Genomic DNA, 19,129 nt, shown 5'->3' with positions numbered 1-19,129 from the left:
ACTCCTTTACGCCAGGCGTTGAGAATCCAAAACTAACGTTTATTGCCCTGTTTTTTATAATAGGTGTTTTTTACACAATCAAAAACATCATAAAATTTACCCTCTGGATGTTCACAGACTAATAAACCAGGAATAGAACCATATGGAAAACAGCAACCGAATGACGAAAATATGTGTTGTTTGCACACCCAGTTTTTCAATATGTTTTAACCCTATCATGATGCAAGGCAACGCGTTATCTCATTTTATCGTCGACCACAATGAATACATATATTCATTACGTAAACAGGTTGAAAGCCTTGATCTGCCATGGCTAGTCGAGTCAGACACGACCTATGCTGACGCAAAAGAAATCGAGCTTCAGGGCTTCGATATTATCGTCGTCATTCCAGGTTTGAAATTTATGTTTGCCCGCAGAGGGTTTGATAAGAAAAAGATAATCCATCTGGACTATTTTAGTTACTCGACAAAAAACGTGCATGTGGCAATCAGAAGAATTAAAGAAGTTATTAATTCGAGCGGAGCACTGTAGTGTTATTGTAAATACGGGGAAGAGGTTATAAGTAAAAAAACATTCGTACCATTAACGTAATGTGTATTTTTCTACACTCACCCCGGAATTAACTTCCGGGGCAGGTCTCGCAGAAAACAATATCAGAAATGAATTATTCCGCAGCAGCGGTGTGCTGAGATTCATTCTTAGCGTTGCGGGTCATCCATAATGCCAGTGCTTTTAAAGAGTCTGGCGTGAAGTCGTCACAGCGAGCAGTAATCTCTTCTGGCGACATCCAGCACACTTCGCTGACTTCTTCTTCCTGCAACGCGAACGGGCCATGCGAAACGCAGCTAAACAGGCTTCCCCATACGCGGCAATTGGCATCTTCAAAGTAAAACTGACCATGCTCGGCAAACGGCACACCCGCAATACCCAGTTCTTCTTCAGCCTCGCGGCGAGCAGAGTCCAGTAATTGCTCGTCGGCCTGAACCACTCCACCTGCAGTGGCATCCAGCATACCAGGCATAAAATCTTTAGTTTCGGTGCGGCGCTGCACCAAAATTTTACCCATACCGTCATGCACAACGATATAGGTCGCGCGATGACGTAAACGCTGTGCGCGCATTTGCTCACGGCTTGATTGCGCAATGACTTCATTGTCTTCATTGACAATGTCTACCCATTCCGTGCCAACAAAATGACTCTGTTCCACCATCGGGGAAACCTTATTCAGGGCGCTCTTATGGCGCGTAATGGTTATACCCGTCATCCTTCAAGCTGCAGGGGTGTTGGCTGCAACTCGAATGCTAACGGGTCTAATTTTTAAGGTAAGTTACGGGGTAATCTCCACCTGTGCAATAACCCCATCGTTATTCAGTGCGTGAACGCTCAGAACACCATCGTTTAGCATGCCGTAACTCGCTTCGAACCCACCTTTTGGGATACTTACCGAACCTGGATTGAATAGATAAACCGTGTCTTGTTTTTCAGCCAATGGTAAATGAGTGTGGCCAAAAACCAGCACGTCATTTTCTGCCAGCGGCGGCAGTTTGTCAGGATTATATAAATGACCATGCGTCACAAATAAACGCTGGTCAGCCATTAAAATCTGTTGCCAGGGGGCGGTAATCGGAAAATGTAGCAGCATCTGATCGACTTCGCTGTCACAGTTCCCGCGTACCGCAATAATTTTATCCGCAATGCTGTTAAATCTCTCAGCAACAGCACCTGGATTATAGCCCGCCGGTAAGGCATTACGCGGCCCGTGATTCAACACGTCACCGAGTAATATCAGCCATTTAGCACCGCTACGTTCAAAGTGCATCAACACTTGTTCTGTCGCGGGTAGCGAACCATGAATATCCGAGGCAAACATTAGCTTCATAAAACCACATTCCTGTTAATGATAAGCAAATTTATCATAACGAATTATGGGACGAATCAGCCAGAATGCTTTGCGGAAAGTGCCAGAAAACGCTGAACCGAAGCCCGCTGCCATTGGAATGTTGCGTATTCTTCTAAGCGCTCAGGCACTTCATCACCATTTAAGATCAAACGGTTCAGCATCAATGCCAGATCCAGGTCGGCAATTGACCATTCACCAAACAAATTTTGCTGGCCGATGGGCAATAATCCCTCGACGGTAGCCAGAAGTTTTTGTGCCGCACCCTGCCCACGCTCTGTTAATGGTGGCTTCTTCACTCCTGCGAAAACAACGTCGGTAGAACGCACTTCGCGAATCGGCATTAAATCGCTACGGATCCAGGCCTGAATTTGGCGGGCCCTGGCACGTTTTTCCAGATCGTGTGGATAAATGCGCTCCCATGTCGGTGGAGCAAAACGTTCTTCGAGATATTCAGTAATGGCCGAAGACTCACTCAGTACAAAATCATCGACCGCAATGACAGGGACACGGCGAGTCAGGTCATACCCTTTCCAGCCAGGTTGCAGATTTTGGCCGCTATTCAGGTCGATAGTTTGCAACGTGAAGTTTAGACCTTTCTCTCTCAAGGCAACATAAACAGACATGACATACGGGCTAAAGTAGTTGCTATCGGACCAAAGCGTTATTGTCGGCTGACTCATAATATCCCCATGATTTAGTTACCCAGGCTATTGAACATATAGCGGAAAATCACGCCTGTCACTTGAGCAAAACTCATCTACAGAGCAGTTTTTTCAAAAAGTCTATACTCCATAGGTTTATAAGAAAACTGATGTCAGGATGGTAATGAGATGATCGACCTTTACTACGCACCCACACCAAACGGCCACAAAATCACGCTGTTTCTGGAAGAGGCAGGTCTGGAGTACACCATTCATCGTATTGATATTGGCAAAGGAGATCAGTTTCAGCCTGCCTTTTTGGCGATTTCCCCGAACAATAAAATTCCGGCAATTATCGACAGGAATCCTACCGATGGTGGCGGCCCATTGAGCCTGTTTGAGTCAGGCGAAATCCTGCTTTATCTGGCCGAAAAGACCAACGAGCTATTGAGTAAAGATTTGCGTGAGCGCGCCCACACCCTGCAATGGCTGTTCTGGCAAGTCGGTGGTTTTGGCCCAATGCTCGGCCAGAACCACCACTTTAATCATTTCGCCCCCCAGCCTGTCCCCTACGCCATTGAGCGTTACCAGGTGGAAACTCAACGCTTATATGGCGTTCTCAATAAGCAACTGGAGAAAACCCCGTGGCTTGGCGGCGATGAGTACAGCATCGCCGATATTGCGACTTACCCGTGGACGGTTTCCCATGAGCGCCAACGCATAAACCTGGCGCACTTCCCTGCTGTTCAAAACTGGTTTGAGAGAATCCGCTCACGCCCGGCAACCGAACGCGCCTATGAGAAAGCGCAACAAAACTAAACCCTGCGCGCCCGACAAGGCGCGCAATTTTTTTCCTCATGCATTTTGGGTATAGTCTAGGTCGGAAATTACTACATGGAGGCAACCTGCAATGTCATCCCCACAACCAGACGCGATTATTCGAATTAAAAATTTACGCCTGCGCACTTTCATTGGCATCAAAGAAGAAGAAATTGCCAATCGCCAGGATATTGTCGTTAACGTCGCGATTCATTATCCGGCAGATAAAGCGCGTGCCAGCGAAGACATCAACGATGCGCTGAACTACCGCACCATTACCAAACAAATCATCCAGTTGGTTGAAAATCATCGCTTCTCATTGTTAGAAAAATTAACTCAGGATGTGCTCGATATCGCATGCGACCATCCGTGGGTGTCTTATGCTGAAGTGGAAATCGATAAACTTCACGCGCTGCGTTATGCCGACTCGGTATCCATGACGATGAGTTGGCGTCGCCAGGCGTAATAAGCTGGAGACGACCATGCAGATACTGATTACCGGCGGAACCGGATTGATTGGCCGCCATTTGGTGCCGCGCTTGCTGGAATTAGGGCACGATGTCACCGTCGTCACTCGAAACCCTGAGAAAGCCCGCGTACTTTTTGATCAAAAAGTCATGCTTTGGAAAGGGTTAAGTGAGAACTCCAGTCTTGATGGCTTTGATGCCGTCATCAATCTGGCGGGCGAACCTATTGCTGACAAACGCTGGACCGAAGCGCAAAAACAACGGTTGTGTAACAGCCGCTGGCAAATCACCGAACGTCTGGTCGAGATGTTTAAAACCAGTCAAACGCCGCCGTCAGTATTTATCTCCGGCTCAGCCGCAGGCTATTACGGCGATCTCGGCGAAGTGGTCGTCAACGAAGATGAGCCGCCGCACAATGAATTTACCCATAAACTCTGCGCCCGCTGGGAACAAATCGCCTGTGGCGCGCAGAGCGAGCACACACGTGTCTGCCTGCTGCGTACCGGCGTAGTTCTGGCTCCAAAAGGCGGGATTCTGGCGAAACTACTGCCGATTTTCCGCTTAGGCCTGGGCGGGCCGATGGGCGATGGGCGGCAATATCTGGCATGGATTCATATCGACGATATGGTCAACGGCATTCTGTGGTTGCTGGATAACGATCTACGCGGGCCTTTCAACATGGTTTCGCCCTACCCGGTTCGCAATGAACAATTTTCTCATGCACTCGGCCACGTACTCAATCGCCCGGCGTTTATGCGAGCACCGGCAACTGCGGTAAGAATGATGATGGGTGAATCTTCGGTATTGGTGTTAGGCGGGCAACGCGCATTGCCAAAGCGGCTTGAGGAGTCCGGGTTTGGTTTTCGTTGGTATGACCTTGAGGAAGCGCTTGGGGATGTGGTGCGGTAGGAAACGCCCTCATCCAACCTTCTCCCCAGGAGAAGGGGAAAGCGAGCACCCTCTCCCTGGGGAGAGGGTGAGGGGGAATTATTTCAGCGATCCCGACAAGAACTGCTGCAAACGCGCACTTTTCGGGTTACCAAACAACTCTTCTGGCGTCCCTTCTTCTTCGATTAAGCCCTGATGCAGGAAAATTACATGGTTTGAAACGTGGCGCGCAAAGTCCATCTCATGCGTGACTACCACCATGGTTTTCCCCTCTTCGGCCAGTTTCTGCATGATACGCAATACTTCGCCTACCAGCTCAGGGTCGAGCGCGGAAGTCGGTTCATCGAACAGCAACACTTCCGGTTCCATCGCCAGCGCACGGGCAATAGAAACACGTTGTTGCTGGCCGCCGGACAGATGCACCGGATATTTCACCTGCTGGCGCTCGTCAATGCCGACTTTCGCCAGATACTTAACCGCACGTTCTTTCGCTTCTTGCTTGCTCAGGCCAAGCACCTGAATCGGCGCTTCCATGACGTTTTCCAGCACCGTCATATGGCTCCACAAGTTAAAATGCTGGAACACCATCGTCAGGCGCGTACGCAGCAAACGGAGTTGGTTTTTATCGGCAACTTTCAATTGCCCGTCAGTATCGCGCACCAGGTTTATGTTCTGGTTATTGACGACAATCGTCCCTTCACTCGGCTTTTCGAGGAAGTTAATGCAGCGTAAAAAGGTACTTTTACCGGAACCCGATGAGCCAATGATGCTTATGACATCGCCAGCGTTGGCTTGTAAAGAAACCCCTTTCAGCACTTCATGTTGCCCATAGCGCTTGTGCAGGTCGGTAACGCTTAATTTTTTATCAGTCATCATTGCACACTCAATGTGTTGAGCTTGGTTTAACATGCTGCAACCAGCGTTGCTCAGCCTTGCGGAACAATCTAATCAGCACATAGGAAATACACAGGTACAGCACCGCAGCAATCCCGAAGGCCGTAAACGGCTGGTAGGTAGCGGAGTTGATATCGCGGGCGATCTTCAGCAAATCCGGCACTGTAGCGGTAAACGCCAGCGCCGTAGAATGCAGCATCAAAATCACTTCGTTGCTGTACGCAGGCAGCGCGATACGCAACGCCGATGGCAAAATAATGCAACGATATAATTTGAATGGCGAGAAACCATAAGCACGAGCCGCTTCAATTTCACCGTGCGGCACAGAGCGAATCGCCCCGGCAAAGATTTCTGTAGTGTAGGCACAGGTATTTAGCGTCAGCGCCAGCACCGTACAGTTCAGGCCGCTGCGGAAAAACTCATTGAGCAACACCGTGCCTTTCACCACTTCCAGCGTGTACATCCCGGAATAGAACACCAGCAACTGCACATACAGCGGTGTACCACGGAAGATGTAGGTAAACAGCCAGATAGGGAACGCGATAAACTTATTGCTTGAGACACGGCCAATTGCCAGGAACAGCGCCAGAATCCCGCCCATCACGACCGAAGAAATCAACAGCCACAGCGTGATAGCCACACCGGTGAGGCGATAACCGTCTGTCCACAGCAGCGCTTTCCAGTACTCCTGAATAATTTCGATCATAGATCAGCCCTCTTCACGCCAACCGAGTAACGGCGTTCAAGCCAGAGCAGCACACCGTTCGATACCGTGGTAAAGAACAGGTAGATAAGCCCAGCGACAATCGCAAAGTAGAACGGCTGCCAGGTGCTTTTCCCGGCCAGTTGAGTAGCTTTAACCACATCTTCCAGGCCTAACAACGACACCAGCGCAGTGGACTTTAAAATGACCTGCCAGTTATTACCGATGCCCGGAAGCGCATAACGCATCATGGCCGGGAAGAGAATACGGCGGAAAGTTTGCGAACCGGTGAAGCCAAAAGCGGTTGCCGCTTCGATATGGCCTTTCGGTACCGCCATAAAAGCGCCACGGAAGGTTTCGGTAAAATAGGCTCCGTAGATAAAACCGAGTGTAATGATACCAGCCACCATCGGGTCGATATCAAACTGAGACGCGCCCAGCCAGTCGGTTAACACATTGAGTGCCATTTGCAGGCCGTAGAAAATCAGCAGCATTAGCACCAGATCAGGAACACCACGAATCAATGTGGTATAACCTTCAAACAGCATGGCTAACGGGCGATTTTTGGATAACTTAGCACCAGCTCCCGCCAGGCCAATAATAACGGCGAGGATAACGGAGCTTAACGCCAGTTCCAGCGTGACGATCGCCCCTTTAAAAATGACTTCTGAAAAACCGTACAGCATGGTGCGTATCCTGTCGTCAGTGTTTGCACAAACCTAACCTGCCCTTTACGGGCAGGTTGAACCACTGGTGACTGTTAACCACCGTAAACATCGAAGTCGAAGTATTTCTTCGCTAACTTCTCGTAAGTTCCATCTTTGCGCATTTCTGCAAACGCTTTGTTCAGCGCCTGGCGTAACTCGGTATCGTCTTTACGCAGACCCATACCGGTACCCACGCCGAACAGCTTTTCGTCTTTAATTGATGGGCCACCAAACTGGTAATTGGCACCAACAGGTTGTTTCAGGAAACCTTCGCTGGCGGCCACTTCATCCTGGAATGCCGCATCAATACGGCCAGCGGTTAAGTCGGCGTAAATAGAGTCCTGACCCTGATAAGAGACAATTTCAATGCCTTTAGGTGCCCAGTGCTCGTTACCAAAGGTTTCTTGCGTGGTGCCTTGCAGCACACCAACACGCTTACCTTTCAGCGACTCAAGCGTTGGCTGAATTGGCGAACCTTTAGCGACCACTAAACGCGAATCTGCCGCGTACAGTTTGTCGGTGAAGGCAATTTCTTGTTGGCGTTTTTCAGTGATGGAAAGTGACGACATAATCGCGTCGATTTTTTTCGCTTTCAACGAAGGGATCAGCGCATCCAGTGGATTTTCCACGAAGGTGCAGTTGGTTTCGATGCGTTTACAAAGTTCTTTTGCCAGATCGATGTCAAAACCGATCAATTCCCCTTGAGCATTTTTCGACTCAAACGGAGCATAAGTTGGGTCAGTGCCGATACGTAAATTCTTAGGAATTGCGGCGAAAGCTGTGGATACACTGGAAAATGCCAGTACTAAAGAAAGAGCAATGATCTGCTTGTTCATAATTATCCTCGAATAGACTGCACCCGTCGCCCTTCAAGATGCTCGGGTAAATTTTATGTGCGATGGCTTTTTAACCGTATAAAATTGCATGTTCTATGCCAATTTATGCATCTTAATATAGTGTTTTTCCTGGGTGTAAGCTCGCCATGCTACTCCGGCACTTTCACTCAAAAAAGACACTGCACCAACAGGATGCAAGGAAATTGCCATTCTGGTGCACCCGAAAAAATTTGCACTAAATCAGTGCAAACAATTCAGCGCTAGTTTGCAATTCTATTCAGCCCGGCCATGACGAATCATAACCGGGCTACAGACTACGGGATAACGTTATTCACCGTAAACATTAAAATCGAAGTACTTCTTCGCAAATTTGTCGTAAGTGCCGTCTTTACGCATTTCAGCCAGTGCTTTATCAAAGGCCGCTTTCAGCTCAGTGTCCTCTTTGCGCAAGCCAATACCGGTGCCATCACCAAAGTACTGTTTGTTTTTCACCGCAGGGCCAGCAAACGCATAACCGCTACCGGCAGGCAGTTTCAGGAAGCCTTCGCTCGCCGCGGTTTCATCCTGGAAAGCAGCATCCAGACGACCCGCTGCAAGGTCAGAATAAATCAGATCCTGGTTAGCATAAGGCACCACATCGATTCCTTTGCTACGCCATTCAGCGTTGGCATACGCTTCTTGCGTAGAGCCTTGCAACACACCGATGTGCTTGCCTTTGAGGGAATCAAGAGTCGGTTGAACTGGGGAGCCTTTAACGGCAATCAGGCGGGAGTCAGCAGCATAAAGTTTGTCTGAGAAGGCGATTTCTTTCTGGCGCTTTTCGGTGATGGAAAGTGAGGAGATGATACCGTCGATTTTCTTCGCTTTAAGCGATGGAATCAGCGCATCAAAGTCACTGGCAACCCACGTACATTTAGTATTAATGCGCTTACAGAGCTCATTGCCGAGATCAATATCGAAACCAACAAAATCCCCTTTCGCGTCTTTAGAAGAAAACGGCGCGTATGTCGTGTCCGTACCAAGACGAAGACTCTGTGGAATGGCTGCGAAAACGCTGGCGGTGGCACTCAGGCCAAGCAGTAAAGACAGAGCAAGAACTTGCTTTTTCATACGGTACCCTCAAGTAACTGGTCTTATTATGTGTAATGTCGTGTTGTATTTGTTTTGTGTTGCGAAGCAGAGTTGCAGTTCTCATGCCACTTTTTCTTGCGTGAAAGAAAGTGCGCACCAGCGTGTTAAATAAAAGTTACAACCCTGTCACGAGATTGAAAGATAGCAGGTCTGGTATGAGGAAAAAGCATTAACGGAGGAAAATAGCGGATAAATGTTCTGGAAGTGATCGAGGTTACAAAATCGCCCCATTTTGAGGCGAAGGGTTTTGTGATGCACCACACTGGGACAGTGTTTAAGCCCCACTCCAGCGTGTGAACAGATCTTGCGGAAGCTCAATATCAAACTGATCGATGACCCGATTCACTGTCTGGTCGATAATATCCTGCACGCTCTGTGGGCGATGATAGAACGCCGGCATCGGCGGCATAATCACCGCGCCCATTTCAGCCGCCTGGGTCATCAAGCGCAAATGGCCAAGGTGCAGCGGGGTTTCACGTACGCAAAGCACCAACGGACGACGTTCTTTCAGCACTACATCGGCGGCTCGTGTCAGCAGGCCATCTGTATAGCTATGAACGATGCCAGAAAGGGTTTTGATTGAGCAGGGCAATATGACCATGCCGTGGGTCTTAAAAGAGCCTGAGGAGAGGCTGGCGGCGATATCACGCGAGTCGTGAACTACATCAGCAAATGCCTGAACTTCTCTTAAGGAAATATCGGTTTCCAGCGCGAGTGTCTGGCGAGCGGCATTGCTGAGGATGAGATGAGTTTCGACATCCGGCAATTGTTGCAGCACCTGAAGCAGTCGCACACCATAAGTCGCGCCACTGGCACCTGAAATCCCAACAATTAACCGTTTCATAATTTACGTTCGCCCGAGGAGTTTATCTGGGCTGACTTTGCCGCAAGATGGGGCGGGATGCAAGCAGTGCTGCCCCTCACCCCGCCCTCTCCCACAGGAGAGGGAGAAACCGTTCTATCCCCTCTCCTTCAAGGAGAGGGTTAGGGTGAGGATGGTATTAACCCTCGTTATGCATCTCTAAGTTTTCCACTTCGTTCTGGCGCTGAATCGCTTTCGAATCGTCATTACGCAGTGACTCAAGATACTCAAGGTATTCGTGATCAACATCTTTGGTGACGTAGATACCATTGAATACCGAGCACTCAAACTGAGTGATGTCCGGATTCTCAATGCGAACCGCTTCAATCAGATCGTCCAGATCCTGGAAAATCAAACCGTCTGCACCGATTAGCTGACGAATTTCATCCACTTCACGGCCATGAGCAATCAGTTCGTTGGCGCTTGGCATATCGATGCCATACACGTTCGGGAAGCGAATCTCAGGTGCCGCAGAAGCCAGGTAAACTTTCTTCGCACCCGCTTCACGTGCCATCTCGATAATCTGCTCGGAAGTGGTACCGCGCACGATGGAATCATCCACCAGCAGCACGTTTTTATCGCGGAATTCAGCGCGGTTGGCGTTGAGTTTACGACGCACAGATTTACGACGCAGTTGCTGGCCTGGCATGATAAAGGTACGGCCAACGTAGCGGTTCTTCACGAAGCCCTGACGATATGGCTTGTCGAGAATACGGGCAATTTCCAGCGCGATGTCGCAGGAAGTTTCTGGAATCGGGATAACCACGTCGATGTCCAAATCTTCCCACTCACGGGCAATTTTCTCACCGAGTTTTTTACCCATTTCAACGCGAGCGCTGTAAACGGAAATCTTGTCGATGAACGAGTCCGGACGCGCGAAGTAAACGTATTCGAACAGGCAAGGGTTGCTGGTTGGGTTGTCGGCACACTGGCGGGTGAACAACTGCCCTTTCTCAGTGATGTAAACCGCCTCGCCCGGCGCGATATCACGCAGGAACTCAAAGCCCAGCGTATCAAGCGCCACGCTTTCAGAGGCCACCATGTATTCGGTACGGCCATCACCCAAATCACGCTTGCCCATCACCAACGGACGAATACCGTTCGGATCACGGAAAGCCACCATGCCGTGGCCGATAATCATTGCCACACACGCATATGCGCCGCGGATTTGGCGGTTAGTCGCAGCAATGGCAGCAAAAATGTTGTCGGCTTCCAGCGGATAGTTGCGGAAGTTATCCAGCTCGCTGGCGAAAATATTGAGCAGGATTTCGGAATCAGAGGTGGTGTTAATATGACGACGCTTTTCTTCGAACAGCTTTTGGCGCAGTTCGTGCGCGTTCGTCAGATTACCGTTGTGTGCAAGAGTAATGCCGTACGGGGAGTTCACATAGAATGGCTGAGCTTCTGAAGCGCTTGAGCTACCCGCTGTCGGGTAACGCACATGGCCGATGCCCATATTTCCCTGCAAGCGCTGCATGTGAATGGCACCAAATACATCGCTCACCAGACCATTAGCTTTACGCAGACGAAAACAGTTTAAAGCATCAATGGTGACGATGCCTGCGGCATCCTGCCCACGATGCTGAAGCACCGTTAACGCGTCATAAATCGACTGGTTGACCGGCATAAAACCGGCGATACCGACAATACCGCACATGTTGTCTTTTCCTCATTAAGCCACAACCCCCCGATACGATTACCGGGGCAAGAAACTTGACGAGCTTTGCAGATAGTCAAAGAACCATCTGATGATGAAACTGAATTGCGGGATAAGCTGCGACTTTTGCCAGTCGTCACTCTTAGAAAAACCAGTAAACGTATCAAGAAAGAACAGAATGGCGGCGACGATCAGCGCTCCACGTAACGCACCGAAACAGATCCCCAACACCCTGTCTGTACCCGACAGGCCGGTTTTCTCAACCAGTGCGCTAATCACATAATTGACTATCGCACCGACGATGAGTGTCGCGATAAACAGTATCGCGATAGCTATTCCATTACGTACCAGTTCGTCTTCAAAGCCAGTGAACCAGACTGACAGGTAAGTGTAGTAATGACTGGCAACAAAGAAAGCACAACCCCATGTCACCAGCGACAACGCTTCACGCACAAACCCACGAATAACACTAATCAGAGCCGAAAAACCGATGACTCCAATGATGGCGTAATCTATCCAGACCATGAACAAATCTCACGACAAATCGCCCTGACGTCCAGTTCGGGGCGCATTCTAACAGAAAAAGAAAACGTTTGCGTAGGGATTTCCTTCCCTCGCGTAAATAAATAATGGCGTTGAAAAAATGCTCAACGCCATTAAAATTTTGCCCTAAAACAACCCTCACCCTGGCCCACTCCCTGAGGGAGAGGGGATGAGATCAGTGCCACTTTTCCCCCTCTCCTGGGGGAGAGGGTCGGGGTGAGGGCGACCTGAACTCAAATCGGGCTAATTTCTATCTCGCCGTATAATTCATCACCACACCGTTCAGCCCGGAAAGCGAATTCAGCTCGCCCAGTGAAGACTTAAGCTTGTCTTTCGAGGCATCCGGCCCCACCAGAATACGGGTGACTTTTCCTTGTACCGGTGTTGATGGTGACGTGTAAACACGGAACCCTGCGCCGCGTAGTTTACCAACAATTTCATTCACTTTGTCGGCATTCTTCAATGCACCAAGTTGCACAACGTAAGCTTTCCCGGTTGGTGCTTGTTCGGTCGTCTCTTGCTTCGCAGGCTTTTCTGGCACTGGCGGTTCTTCGTTCATCATCGCCAGGCGCTCTTCCGTTTGAGAAGCCTCGACCTTGCTCTGCGGTTTCTCTACCGGCTTCGGTTTTGGTTTCTCAGCGACGGGCTTCGGTTTCGGCTGTTCACGGGAAACAGGGACTTCATCAATGCCCGCCCCGCTATCACCAGGCAGCGAAGCGATATCCAGCCCTGGCGCTGCCGCCGTACCGGCACGCACTTCTTCAGCTGCACCTTCCGGTGGTTGTGAAGGGAGTGCCTGAGTCGCCGCGGGTAGCATATCTGGCTCATCGGTATCACCTGGTTTTGGAACCAGAGGAATAGCTGCAAACTCATCCTGATAATGCTTTTTCTGACCATCAAGCAACCCTGGCAGGATAATGACCCCCAGTGCGACCAGAATGATGGTTCCGACTAATCGATTTTGAAACTTACTCGCCACCTGCTTTCTCCGCGTCCAGCGCTTCCATTACGTGGGCTACTGTATGAAATGAACCACACACCAGCACGGTATCATTTTCCGTTGCTGCGTTCATGGCAGCATACCAGGCCTCAGCCACTGTGTCGTAGACTTCACCCTGACCGAGATGTTCAATCAGTTGTTCAGCACTCGCACCGCGTGGCCCTTCTAATGGAGCACAATACCAGCTATCGACTTGCGGGGACAAACATGCCAGCGTCCCGGCGATGTCTTTATCATGCAGCATTCCGATGACCGCCAGCACGCGGCCACGTTTCGGCAACTCTGCCAGCCGCCCGGCAAGATAAGCCGCCGCATGGGGATTGTGCGCCACATCCAGAATAACCAATGGCGCTTGCGAAATGACCTGGAATCGCCCTGGTAGAGTCGCCTCTTTAATTCCTTGAATGATAGCGTCATCGCTAACATTCAGCGCGCTTGCGCGCAATGCTGCCAGCGCCGTTGCCGCATTTGGCTGCGGCACCAGTGGCAACGGCAGCCCACTCAACTCGCCCTGAGCGTCTTTGAAGCTCCAGCTATTCTCTTCAACGCTGTAAGACCAGTCCACACCACGGCGCAGCAAATGAGCGCCTTTTTCAGCCGCCACATCAGCGATGGTCTGCGGCATATCCGGCTCACCGACGACAGCAGGTTTTCCACCACGGAAGACCCCGGCTTTTTCACGCCCGATGCTTTCGCGATCTGGCCCCAGCCAGTCAGTGTGATCAAGCGCGATACTGGTGATGACAGCGACATCGGCATCGACGATATTGGTCGCATCCAGGCGCCCGCCCAGACCCACTTCAAGAATCACAACATCAACCGCCAGTTGCTTAAACAGCAACAGGGCCGACAAGGTGCTGTATTCGAAATAGGTCAGTGATGTCTCGCCACGCGCCGCTTCAATCTGCGCAAAGGCCGCCGTGTGGTAAGCCTCGTCCAGCTCTTCGCTTTGTACGCGTACGCGCTCGGTGTAACGCACCAGATGCGGTGAACTGTACACACCAACGCTGTAACCCGCCGCCATCAACACCTTTTCCAGGGTACGGCAAGTTGTGCCTTTGCCATTTGTCCCGGCAACCGTAAACACCGTTGGCGCAGGTTTCAGGACATCAAGCGTAGCCGCCACTTTTTTGACGCGCTCAAGGCCAAGCTCGATGGTTTTAGAATGGAGGTTTTCCAGATAACAAAGCCACGTGGCAAGGGGCGACGTGGCTTGAGGTGTTTGAGTTTTTTCCATGATGCCCGCTCTACGCTACGGTTCAAGAAAAAGGGCAGAACCTGTGCGGCCTGCCCTTATTAACAATCAGGCCTCGTGACCTTCTTCCGGTGCTGCCGGAACCACTAGCGGTTCACGCGGCGCATCAGGATTTGGTGCAGGCTGATTTGTCAGTTTTGCCAGAACGCTTGCCAGTTTCAGACGCATTTCCGGACGGCGAACGATCATGTCGATCGCCCCTTTCTCAATCAGGAACTCACTGCGCTGGAAGCCCGGCGGCAGTTTTTCACGAACGGTCTGTTCGATAACGCGTGGGCCTGCAAAGCCGATCAACGCTTTTGGCTCAGCAATGTTGAGATCGCCAAGCATCGCAAAGCTTGCAGAAACCCCACCCATCGTTGGGTCAGTCAGAACCGAAATATACGGCAAACCGCGTTCTTGCATTTTTGCCAGTGCGGCACTGGTTTTCGCCATTTGCATCAGCGACATCAGCGCTTCCTGCATACGTGCGCCACCGGATGCGGAGAAGCAAATCATCGGGCAATTATCTTCCAGAGCCTGTTCAACGGCACGCACAAAACGCGCGCCCACAACAGAACCCATAGAACCGCCCATAAAGGCAAACTCAAACGCCACAGCAACAACTGGCATGTTATAGAGCGTGCCTTTCATCACCACCAGCGCATCTTTCTCGCCAGTTTCTTTCTGGGCTGATGCCAGACGATCTTTATACTTTTTGGAGTCTTTAAACTTGAGGATATCTTTTGGCTCAAGTTCACTACCCAATTCAAACAGCGAGCCTTCATCTAACAGGCTGTGCAGGCGATCGCGCGCAGACATGCGCATGTGGTGATCGCATTTTGGGCAGACTTCAAGATTGCGTTCCAGTTCGGCACGGTACAAAACCTGGCCACAGCTGTCGCATTTAGTCCACACCCCTTCAGGGATACTCGCCTTGCGGGTAGGGGTGACGTTGCTCTTATTGAGAATTCGTTCAATCCAGCTCATTGATGACCTTTCTGCTTGAACCTGGTCGATGCCAGTTTTTCTGTGGCAGCAATAGCTGCCCCAGACCATAAATGGTGCTCATTAAAACATAACGGCCCGCGACTTTGGATAAAAAAGTGGTCGAACCGCGCGATGGGGTTACTTTTGTAGGCGTTTGGCCGCATACCTTTGACGGAGAACTTCGATGACACCCGGCAGAATTGACAGGACGATAATCGCCACTATCAGTAATTTCAAGTTTTCCTGCACAATCGGGAAGTTTCCAAACCAGTAACCTGCGTAGGTAAATAACAGTACCCACAGCAACGCACCGGCCACGTTATACATCGCAAAATGACGATAGGACATATGCCCCATCCCGGCGACGAACGGTGCGAAAGTTCGCACAATCGGTACGAAGCGCGCGAGGATAATCGTTTTTCCGCCGTGACGCTCGTAAAAAGCGTGGGTTTTATCAAGATAACTGCGGCGGAAGATTTTTGAGTCCGGATTACTGAACAGCTTTTCTCCAAACAACCGCCCGATAGTGTAGTTCACGGCATCGCCAATAATGGCGGCGATGACCATTAAAATCACCATGGTATGGACGTTCAGATCGTTGGTTGGCAAGGCTGCCAGCGTACCGGCAACAAACAATAAAGAGTCGCCAGGCAAGAATGGTGTCACCACCAGGCCGGTTTCACAGAACAAAATCAAAAACAGAATGGCGTAAACCCAAACACCATACTGCGCAACCAACTCCGCCAAATGCACATCAATGTGCAATATAAAATCAATAATAAAGCGGATAAATTCCATAGTTATCTACCTTTTCGACAAGGGTCAGTCAGCTAAAAAAAGTGGACCCATCGGGGGTTTAGGTAACGCAAAATGTTCAGGATAATCAACGCAGACTAAGTACAGACCTTCTGCTTTACCGGTGGCTGCTGCCAGCTTGCGGTCTTTCGCCGCCAGCAATTGCGCCATCCAGTTTTCGTCCTGATTCCCACAACCAATTTCCATCAAGCTGCCAACAATGTTACGCACCATATGATGCACAAATGCGTTCGCTTTGATGTCCACCACCACGTATGAGCCATAACGGGTCACGGTGATGTGCATCAGGTTACGCCACGGTGTGCGCGACTGGCACTGCACCGCACGGAACGAGGTAAAATCGTTCTCGCCCAACAGACACTGCGCTGCACGGTGCATCTTATCGGCGTCAAGCGGGTGATAAAAGTGCGTCACACCCTGCCCCATCACAGCCGGACGCAGCCGTTCGTTATAAATGACATAACGGTAGCGACGCGCCATGGCGCTGAATCGGGCATGGAAATCGTCCGGCACAGCTTTAACCCAACGCACCGCAATGTCTCCAGGTAAATTCGCATTTGCACCCAGAGTCCATGCGGCATCTTTACGATCCATACGGGTTTCGAAATGCACGACCTGACCGGTGGCATGCACACCAGCATCCGTTCGTCCTGCGCAGAACACGTGAATCGGCTCATTCGCCACTTTAGAGAGCGCTTTTTCGAGCTTCTCCTGCACGCTGCGCACTTCGTTCTGGCGCTGCCAGCCATAATATTTACTGCCGTCATACTCAATGCCGAGCGCAATTTTACGCCGCGGTATTTCAGGTAACACGTCGGACATTAGTACATATACTCCTGCACTAATTTTTCAGCTGTTTTCACCGCCATCAACGCGCCACCGAAACGCACGTTATCGGCAACAGACCAGAATTGAATCTGCTCAGGCATACCGTAATCATTATGAATACAACCAATAGAAAGATGTGAGCTGCCGGAAGCATCGGAAACCTGAGTCGGGAACTGCCCTTCTTCAGAAAGCTCGATATCTTCAAACTGGCCAAACGCATCACGCGCTTCTTCAGTTGCCAGCGGGCGCATCGCTTCGAAGTTGACCATTTGTGCGTGACCGTAAAATACCGGAGCCTGAACCATGCTCGCAGAAATCATCACGCCTTCGTCCTGCAACACTTTACGCACTTCATTCACCAGGCGGCGTTCAGCAGGCACGCTGCCTTCCGCATCTGGCACTAATGGCAGCATGTTGAAGGCCAACTGGCGACCAAACAAATCGGTATCTTCGATTGGCAAACCATTCAGCAAACGCGCACTTTGCCCGGCCAGCGCATCGACTGCACTTTTGCCACGCCCAGAAGCCGCCAGTAAATTGGTCACCTGAATGCGCGACAAACCGCCTTGTTCAATCAGCGGTTTCAGCGCGGTCAGCAATTGGCTGGTCAGGCTATCGGCAACAGCCACCAGGTTGCGATTGCGGTATTCACCCAACACAAAAGGATTCACGTCAGGCACCACTAACGGCACATCGTGTTCCATGGCGAACAGGCCGCTGGAGTCAATCACCAGGCAACCGGCGTTAGTGGCTTCTTCTGCGTAACGCGCCGTGGCTTCAACGCCTGCCACGAAGAACGCGAGCTGAACCTGAGTCCAGTCAAATGATTCAGCATCCTGAACCATCACCGTTTTGCCTTCATAACGAATGTTTTCACCCGCGCTATCATTACGCGCCAGGGCATACAATTCACCAACCGGGAACTGGCGTTCAGCAAGCAGTTCAATCACAGCTGCGCCTACGGCACCCGTGGCACCTAAAACGGCAATATTCCAGCCTTCAGACATGTTGGTTTACTCCAGACTTGATAAAACAGCGTCCCACCGGACATTCGCCCGATGGGACAAAGATTAGGGCTAGCGGGTATAAACTGCGCTAAAACCGAGATTTTGCAGTGTTTGTGCCGCAGATTCATCATCACACTGAATATACAGCGATGACCATTCACGGCGTTCCAGGTAGTTTTTGCGTAACTTGTCAAACTCACCAGGAATTCCCGCCACTTTACGCAACGGGGCATCATCGCGGCGCACATCATACACCAGATGAACCAGTCTTTTGAGTGTCGGCTGATCGAGCGGACCATGCAGGGTAATGCGACCGAATTCAGGGGCGGGCAATAAAGTGTCTAACGCCAATTGTTGTTTCTGCCCAATAAACTCACTGAATGCTTCAAACACCTGCGTGGTGCCGCGTGCTTTGCCTTCCAGCGTGTAGCCGGCAATGTGTGAGGTGCCAATATCGACTTTATCGAGCAACGCCACATTGAGGTCTGGCTCTGGTTCCCAGACATCCAGCACCACGCTAAGATCCTGGCCATTTTCCAGACACTTCAGCAGCGCGGCGTTATCGACCACCGGGCCACGACAGGCGTTAATCAGAATGCTGCCTGGTTTAAGGCTTGAGATCAGTTTTTCATCGGCAAGATGCAGCGATTTGTATGGGCCATCTTTGAACAATGGCGTGTGGAATGTCAGCACATCCGCTTCGCGCACCAGCGTTTCCAGCGGCTGGAAATCGCCTGTGTCGCCACGATCCGCGCGAGGTGGATCGCAAAGTAGTGTACGAACGCCGAAGGCTTCAAGGCGTGCCTGCAAGCGTGAACCGACGTTACCGACGCCAACAATCCCCACCGTGCGGTCGGCCAACTCGAAACCATCACGTTCAGCTAACATTAACAGTGAAGAAAAGACGTATTCGACAACGGCGATAGCGTTGCAACCAGGGGCTGCAGAAAACGCGATACCTGCGCGCTCAAGGTAGTTTTCGTCAACGTGGTCAGTACCCGCCGTTGCCGTACCGACAAATTTAATCCCTTTGCCATCAAGCAAATCGGCATTTACTTTGGTGACCGAGCGCACCATTAATGCCTCGGCATCCGCCAGTTCACAGACTGGGATCGGGCGCCCGGGAACAGCAGTCACATCACCAAGGCGACTGAACAATTCGCGTGCATAGGGCATATTTTCGTCAACGAGGATTTTCACTTTAC

At 50.7% G+C, this 19,129-nt stretch carries 22 protein-coding genes; 4 read left to right on the top strand and 18 right to left on the bottom strand.

All coding sequences use genetic code 11. The features are described from left to right. Positions 1 to 142 precede the first annotated feature (142 nt). Complete coding sequence (locus D8682_RS22555) at positions 143 to 532, top strand: hypothetical protein (RefSeq protein WP_064544794.1); 390 nt, start codon at positions 143 to 145, stop codon at positions 530 to 532. Positions 533 to 665: 133 nt separating this feature from the next. Here D8682_RS22555 and yfcD read toward each other — a convergent pair whose 3' ends face one another. The 3 genes from yfcD to yfcF form a co-directional block, all read right to left on the bottom strand. After that, positions 666 to 1,211, bottom strand: coding sequence for an NUDIX hydrolase YfcD (gene yfcD / locus D8682_RS22550; protein ID WP_064544792.1), 546 nt, complete (start codon positions 1,209 to 1,211; stop codon positions 666 to 668). A 117-nt stretch (positions 1,212 to 1,328) separates the two neighbouring features. After that, positions 1,329 to 1,880 carry a phosphodiesterase gene (gene yfcE / locus D8682_RS22545; protein ID WP_064544790.1) on the bottom strand — a complete coding sequence of 184 codons (552 nt, stop codon included), beginning with the start codon at positions 1,878 to 1,880 and terminating at the stop codon, positions 1,329 to 1,331. A gap of 56 nt (positions 1,881 to 1,936) precedes the next feature. Next, the gene (gene yfcF / locus D8682_RS22540) at positions 1,937 to 2,581 is read right to left on the bottom strand and encodes a glutathione transferase (protein WP_121815180.1); all 645 of its coding nucleotides are present in this window, start codon (positions 2,579 to 2,581) and stop codon (positions 1,937 to 1,939) included. 150 nt (positions 2,582 to 2,731) lie between these two features. On the opposite strand from yfcF, the gene yfcG reads away from it, so the two are divergent. The 3 genes from yfcG to D8682_RS22525 all read left to right on the top strand — a co-directional run bounded on the left by yfcG (position 2,732) and on the right by D8682_RS22525 (position 4,737). After that, complete coding sequence (gene yfcG, locus D8682_RS22535) at positions 2,732 to 3,361, top strand: GSH-dependent disulfide bond oxidoreductase (protein ID WP_064544785.1); 630 nt, start codon at positions 2,732 to 2,734, stop codon at positions 3,359 to 3,361. 91 nt (positions 3,362 to 3,452) lie between these two features. Further along, positions 3,453 to 3,827: a dihydroneopterin triphosphate 2'-epimerase gene (folX, locus tag D8682_RS22530; protein ID WP_064544783.1), complete on the top strand. Its 375-nt coding sequence runs from the start codon at positions 3,453 to 3,455 to the stop codon at positions 3,825 to 3,827. A 16-nt stretch (positions 3,828 to 3,843) separates the two neighbouring features. Beyond that, complete coding sequence (locus D8682_RS22525) at positions 3,844 to 4,737, top strand: TIGR01777 family oxidoreductase (RefSeq protein WP_064544781.1); 894 nt, start codon at positions 3,844 to 3,846, stop codon at positions 4,735 to 4,737. Positions 4,738 to 4,815: 78 nt separating this feature from the next. On the opposite strand, the gene hisP is transcribed toward D8682_RS22525, so the two are convergent. From hisP to pdxB, 15 genes are all read right to left on the bottom strand, one after another. After that, entirely contained in the window at positions 4,816 to 5,589 is a 774-nt protein-coding gene (gene hisP, locus D8682_RS22520; protein WP_034497324.1) for a histidine ABC transporter ATP-binding protein HisP, read from the bottom strand. 10 nt (positions 5,590 to 5,599) lie between these two features. Beyond that, complete coding sequence (locus tag D8682_RS22515; protein WP_064544779.1) at positions 5,600 to 6,316, bottom strand: ABC transporter permease; 717 nt, start codon at positions 6,314 to 6,316, stop codon at positions 5,600 to 5,602. Then, on the bottom strand, positions 6,313 to 6,999 hold the full coding sequence (locus tag D8682_RS22510; protein WP_064544777.1) for a histidine ABC transporter permease HisQ: 687 nt from the start codon (positions 6,997 to 6,999) through the stop codon (positions 6,313 to 6,315). Before D8682_RS22510 ends, D8682_RS22515 begins: the two co-directional genes overlap by 4 nt. 74 nt (positions 7,000 to 7,073) lie before the next feature. Further along, the gene (gene hisJ / locus D8682_RS22505; protein WP_064544775.1) at positions 7,074 to 7,856 is read right to left on the bottom strand and encodes a histidine ABC transporter substrate-binding protein HisJ; all 783 of its coding nucleotides are present in this window, start codon (positions 7,854 to 7,856) and stop codon (positions 7,074 to 7,076) included. 327 nt (positions 7,857 to 8,183) lie between these two features. Next, positions 8,184 to 8,966, bottom strand: a complete 783-nt coding sequence (gene argT, locus D8682_RS22500; RefSeq protein WP_064544773.1) for a lysine/arginine/ornithine ABC transporter substrate-binding protein ArgT — start codon at positions 8,964 to 8,966, stop codon at positions 8,184 to 8,186. Positions 8,967 to 9,261: 295 nt separating this feature from the next. Beyond that, on the bottom strand, positions 9,262 to 9,831 hold the full coding sequence (locus tag D8682_RS22495; protein ID WP_064544771.1) for a UbiX family flavin prenyltransferase: 570 nt from the start codon (positions 9,829 to 9,831) through the stop codon (positions 9,262 to 9,264). 157 nt (positions 9,832 to 9,988) lie between these two features. After that, on the bottom strand, positions 9,989 to 11,506 hold the full coding sequence (gene purF, locus D8682_RS22490) for an amidophosphoribosyltransferase (RefSeq protein WP_064544769.1): 1,518 nt from the start codon (positions 11,504 to 11,506) through the stop codon (positions 9,989 to 9,991). Positions 11,507 to 11,545: 39 nt separating this feature from the next. Continuing rightward, positions 11,546 to 12,031, bottom strand: coding sequence for a colicin V production protein (gene cvpA / locus D8682_RS22485; RefSeq protein WP_064544767.1), 486 nt, complete (start codon positions 12,029 to 12,031; stop codon positions 11,546 to 11,548). Positions 12,032 to 12,299: 268 nt separating this feature from the next. Next, a complete protein-coding gene (dedD, locus tag D8682_RS22480) occupies positions 12,300 to 13,028 on the bottom strand; it encodes a cell division protein DedD (RefSeq protein ID WP_121815179.1) in 729 nt (242 codons plus the stop codon). After that, positions 13,018 to 14,286: a bifunctional tetrahydrofolate synthase/dihydrofolate synthase gene (gene folC / locus D8682_RS22475; protein ID WP_121815178.1), complete on the bottom strand. Its 1,269-nt coding sequence runs from the start codon at positions 14,284 to 14,286 to the stop codon at positions 13,018 to 13,020. Before folC ends, dedD begins: the two co-directional genes overlap by 11 nt. Positions 14,287 to 14,352: 66 nt before the next feature. Continuing rightward, a complete protein-coding gene (accD, locus tag D8682_RS22470) occupies positions 14,353 to 15,273 on the bottom strand; it encodes an acetyl-CoA carboxylase, carboxyltransferase subunit beta (RefSeq protein WP_064544761.1) in 921 nt (306 codons plus the stop codon). A gap of 138 nt (positions 15,274 to 15,411) precedes the next feature. Continuing rightward, entirely contained in the window at positions 15,412 to 16,071 is a 660-nt protein-coding gene (locus D8682_RS22465; protein ID WP_064544758.1) for a DedA family protein, read from the bottom strand. Between the two features lie 24 nt (positions 16,072 to 16,095). After that, on the bottom strand, positions 16,096 to 16,911 hold the full coding sequence (truA, locus tag D8682_RS22460) for a tRNA pseudouridine(38-40) synthase TruA (RefSeq protein ID WP_121815177.1): 816 nt from the start codon (positions 16,909 to 16,911) through the stop codon (positions 16,096 to 16,098). Further along, complete coding sequence (locus D8682_RS22455; RefSeq protein ID WP_121815176.1) at positions 16,911 to 17,924, bottom strand: aspartate-semialdehyde dehydrogenase; 1,014 nt, start codon at positions 17,922 to 17,924, stop codon at positions 16,911 to 16,913. Before D8682_RS22455 ends, truA begins: the two co-directional genes overlap by 1 nt. A 69-nt stretch (positions 17,925 to 17,993) precedes the next feature. Further along, positions 17,994 to 19,124, bottom strand: coding sequence for a 4-phosphoerythronate dehydrogenase PdxB (pdxB, locus tag D8682_RS22450; RefSeq protein ID WP_121815175.1), 1,131 nt, complete (start codon positions 19,122 to 19,124; stop codon positions 17,994 to 17,996). Between the last annotated feature and the right edge of the window lie 5 nt (positions 19,125 to 19,129).

It is taken from the genome of Buttiauxella sp. 3AFRM03 (assembly GCF_003675305.1).
Lineage (GTDB): Bacteria > Pseudomonadota > Gammaproteobacteria > Enterobacterales > Enterobacteriaceae > Buttiauxella > Buttiauxella ferragutiae.
The sequence above is the reverse complement of the archived record's forward strand: the minus strand, read 5'-3'. Positions and strand labels throughout refer to the sequence as shown.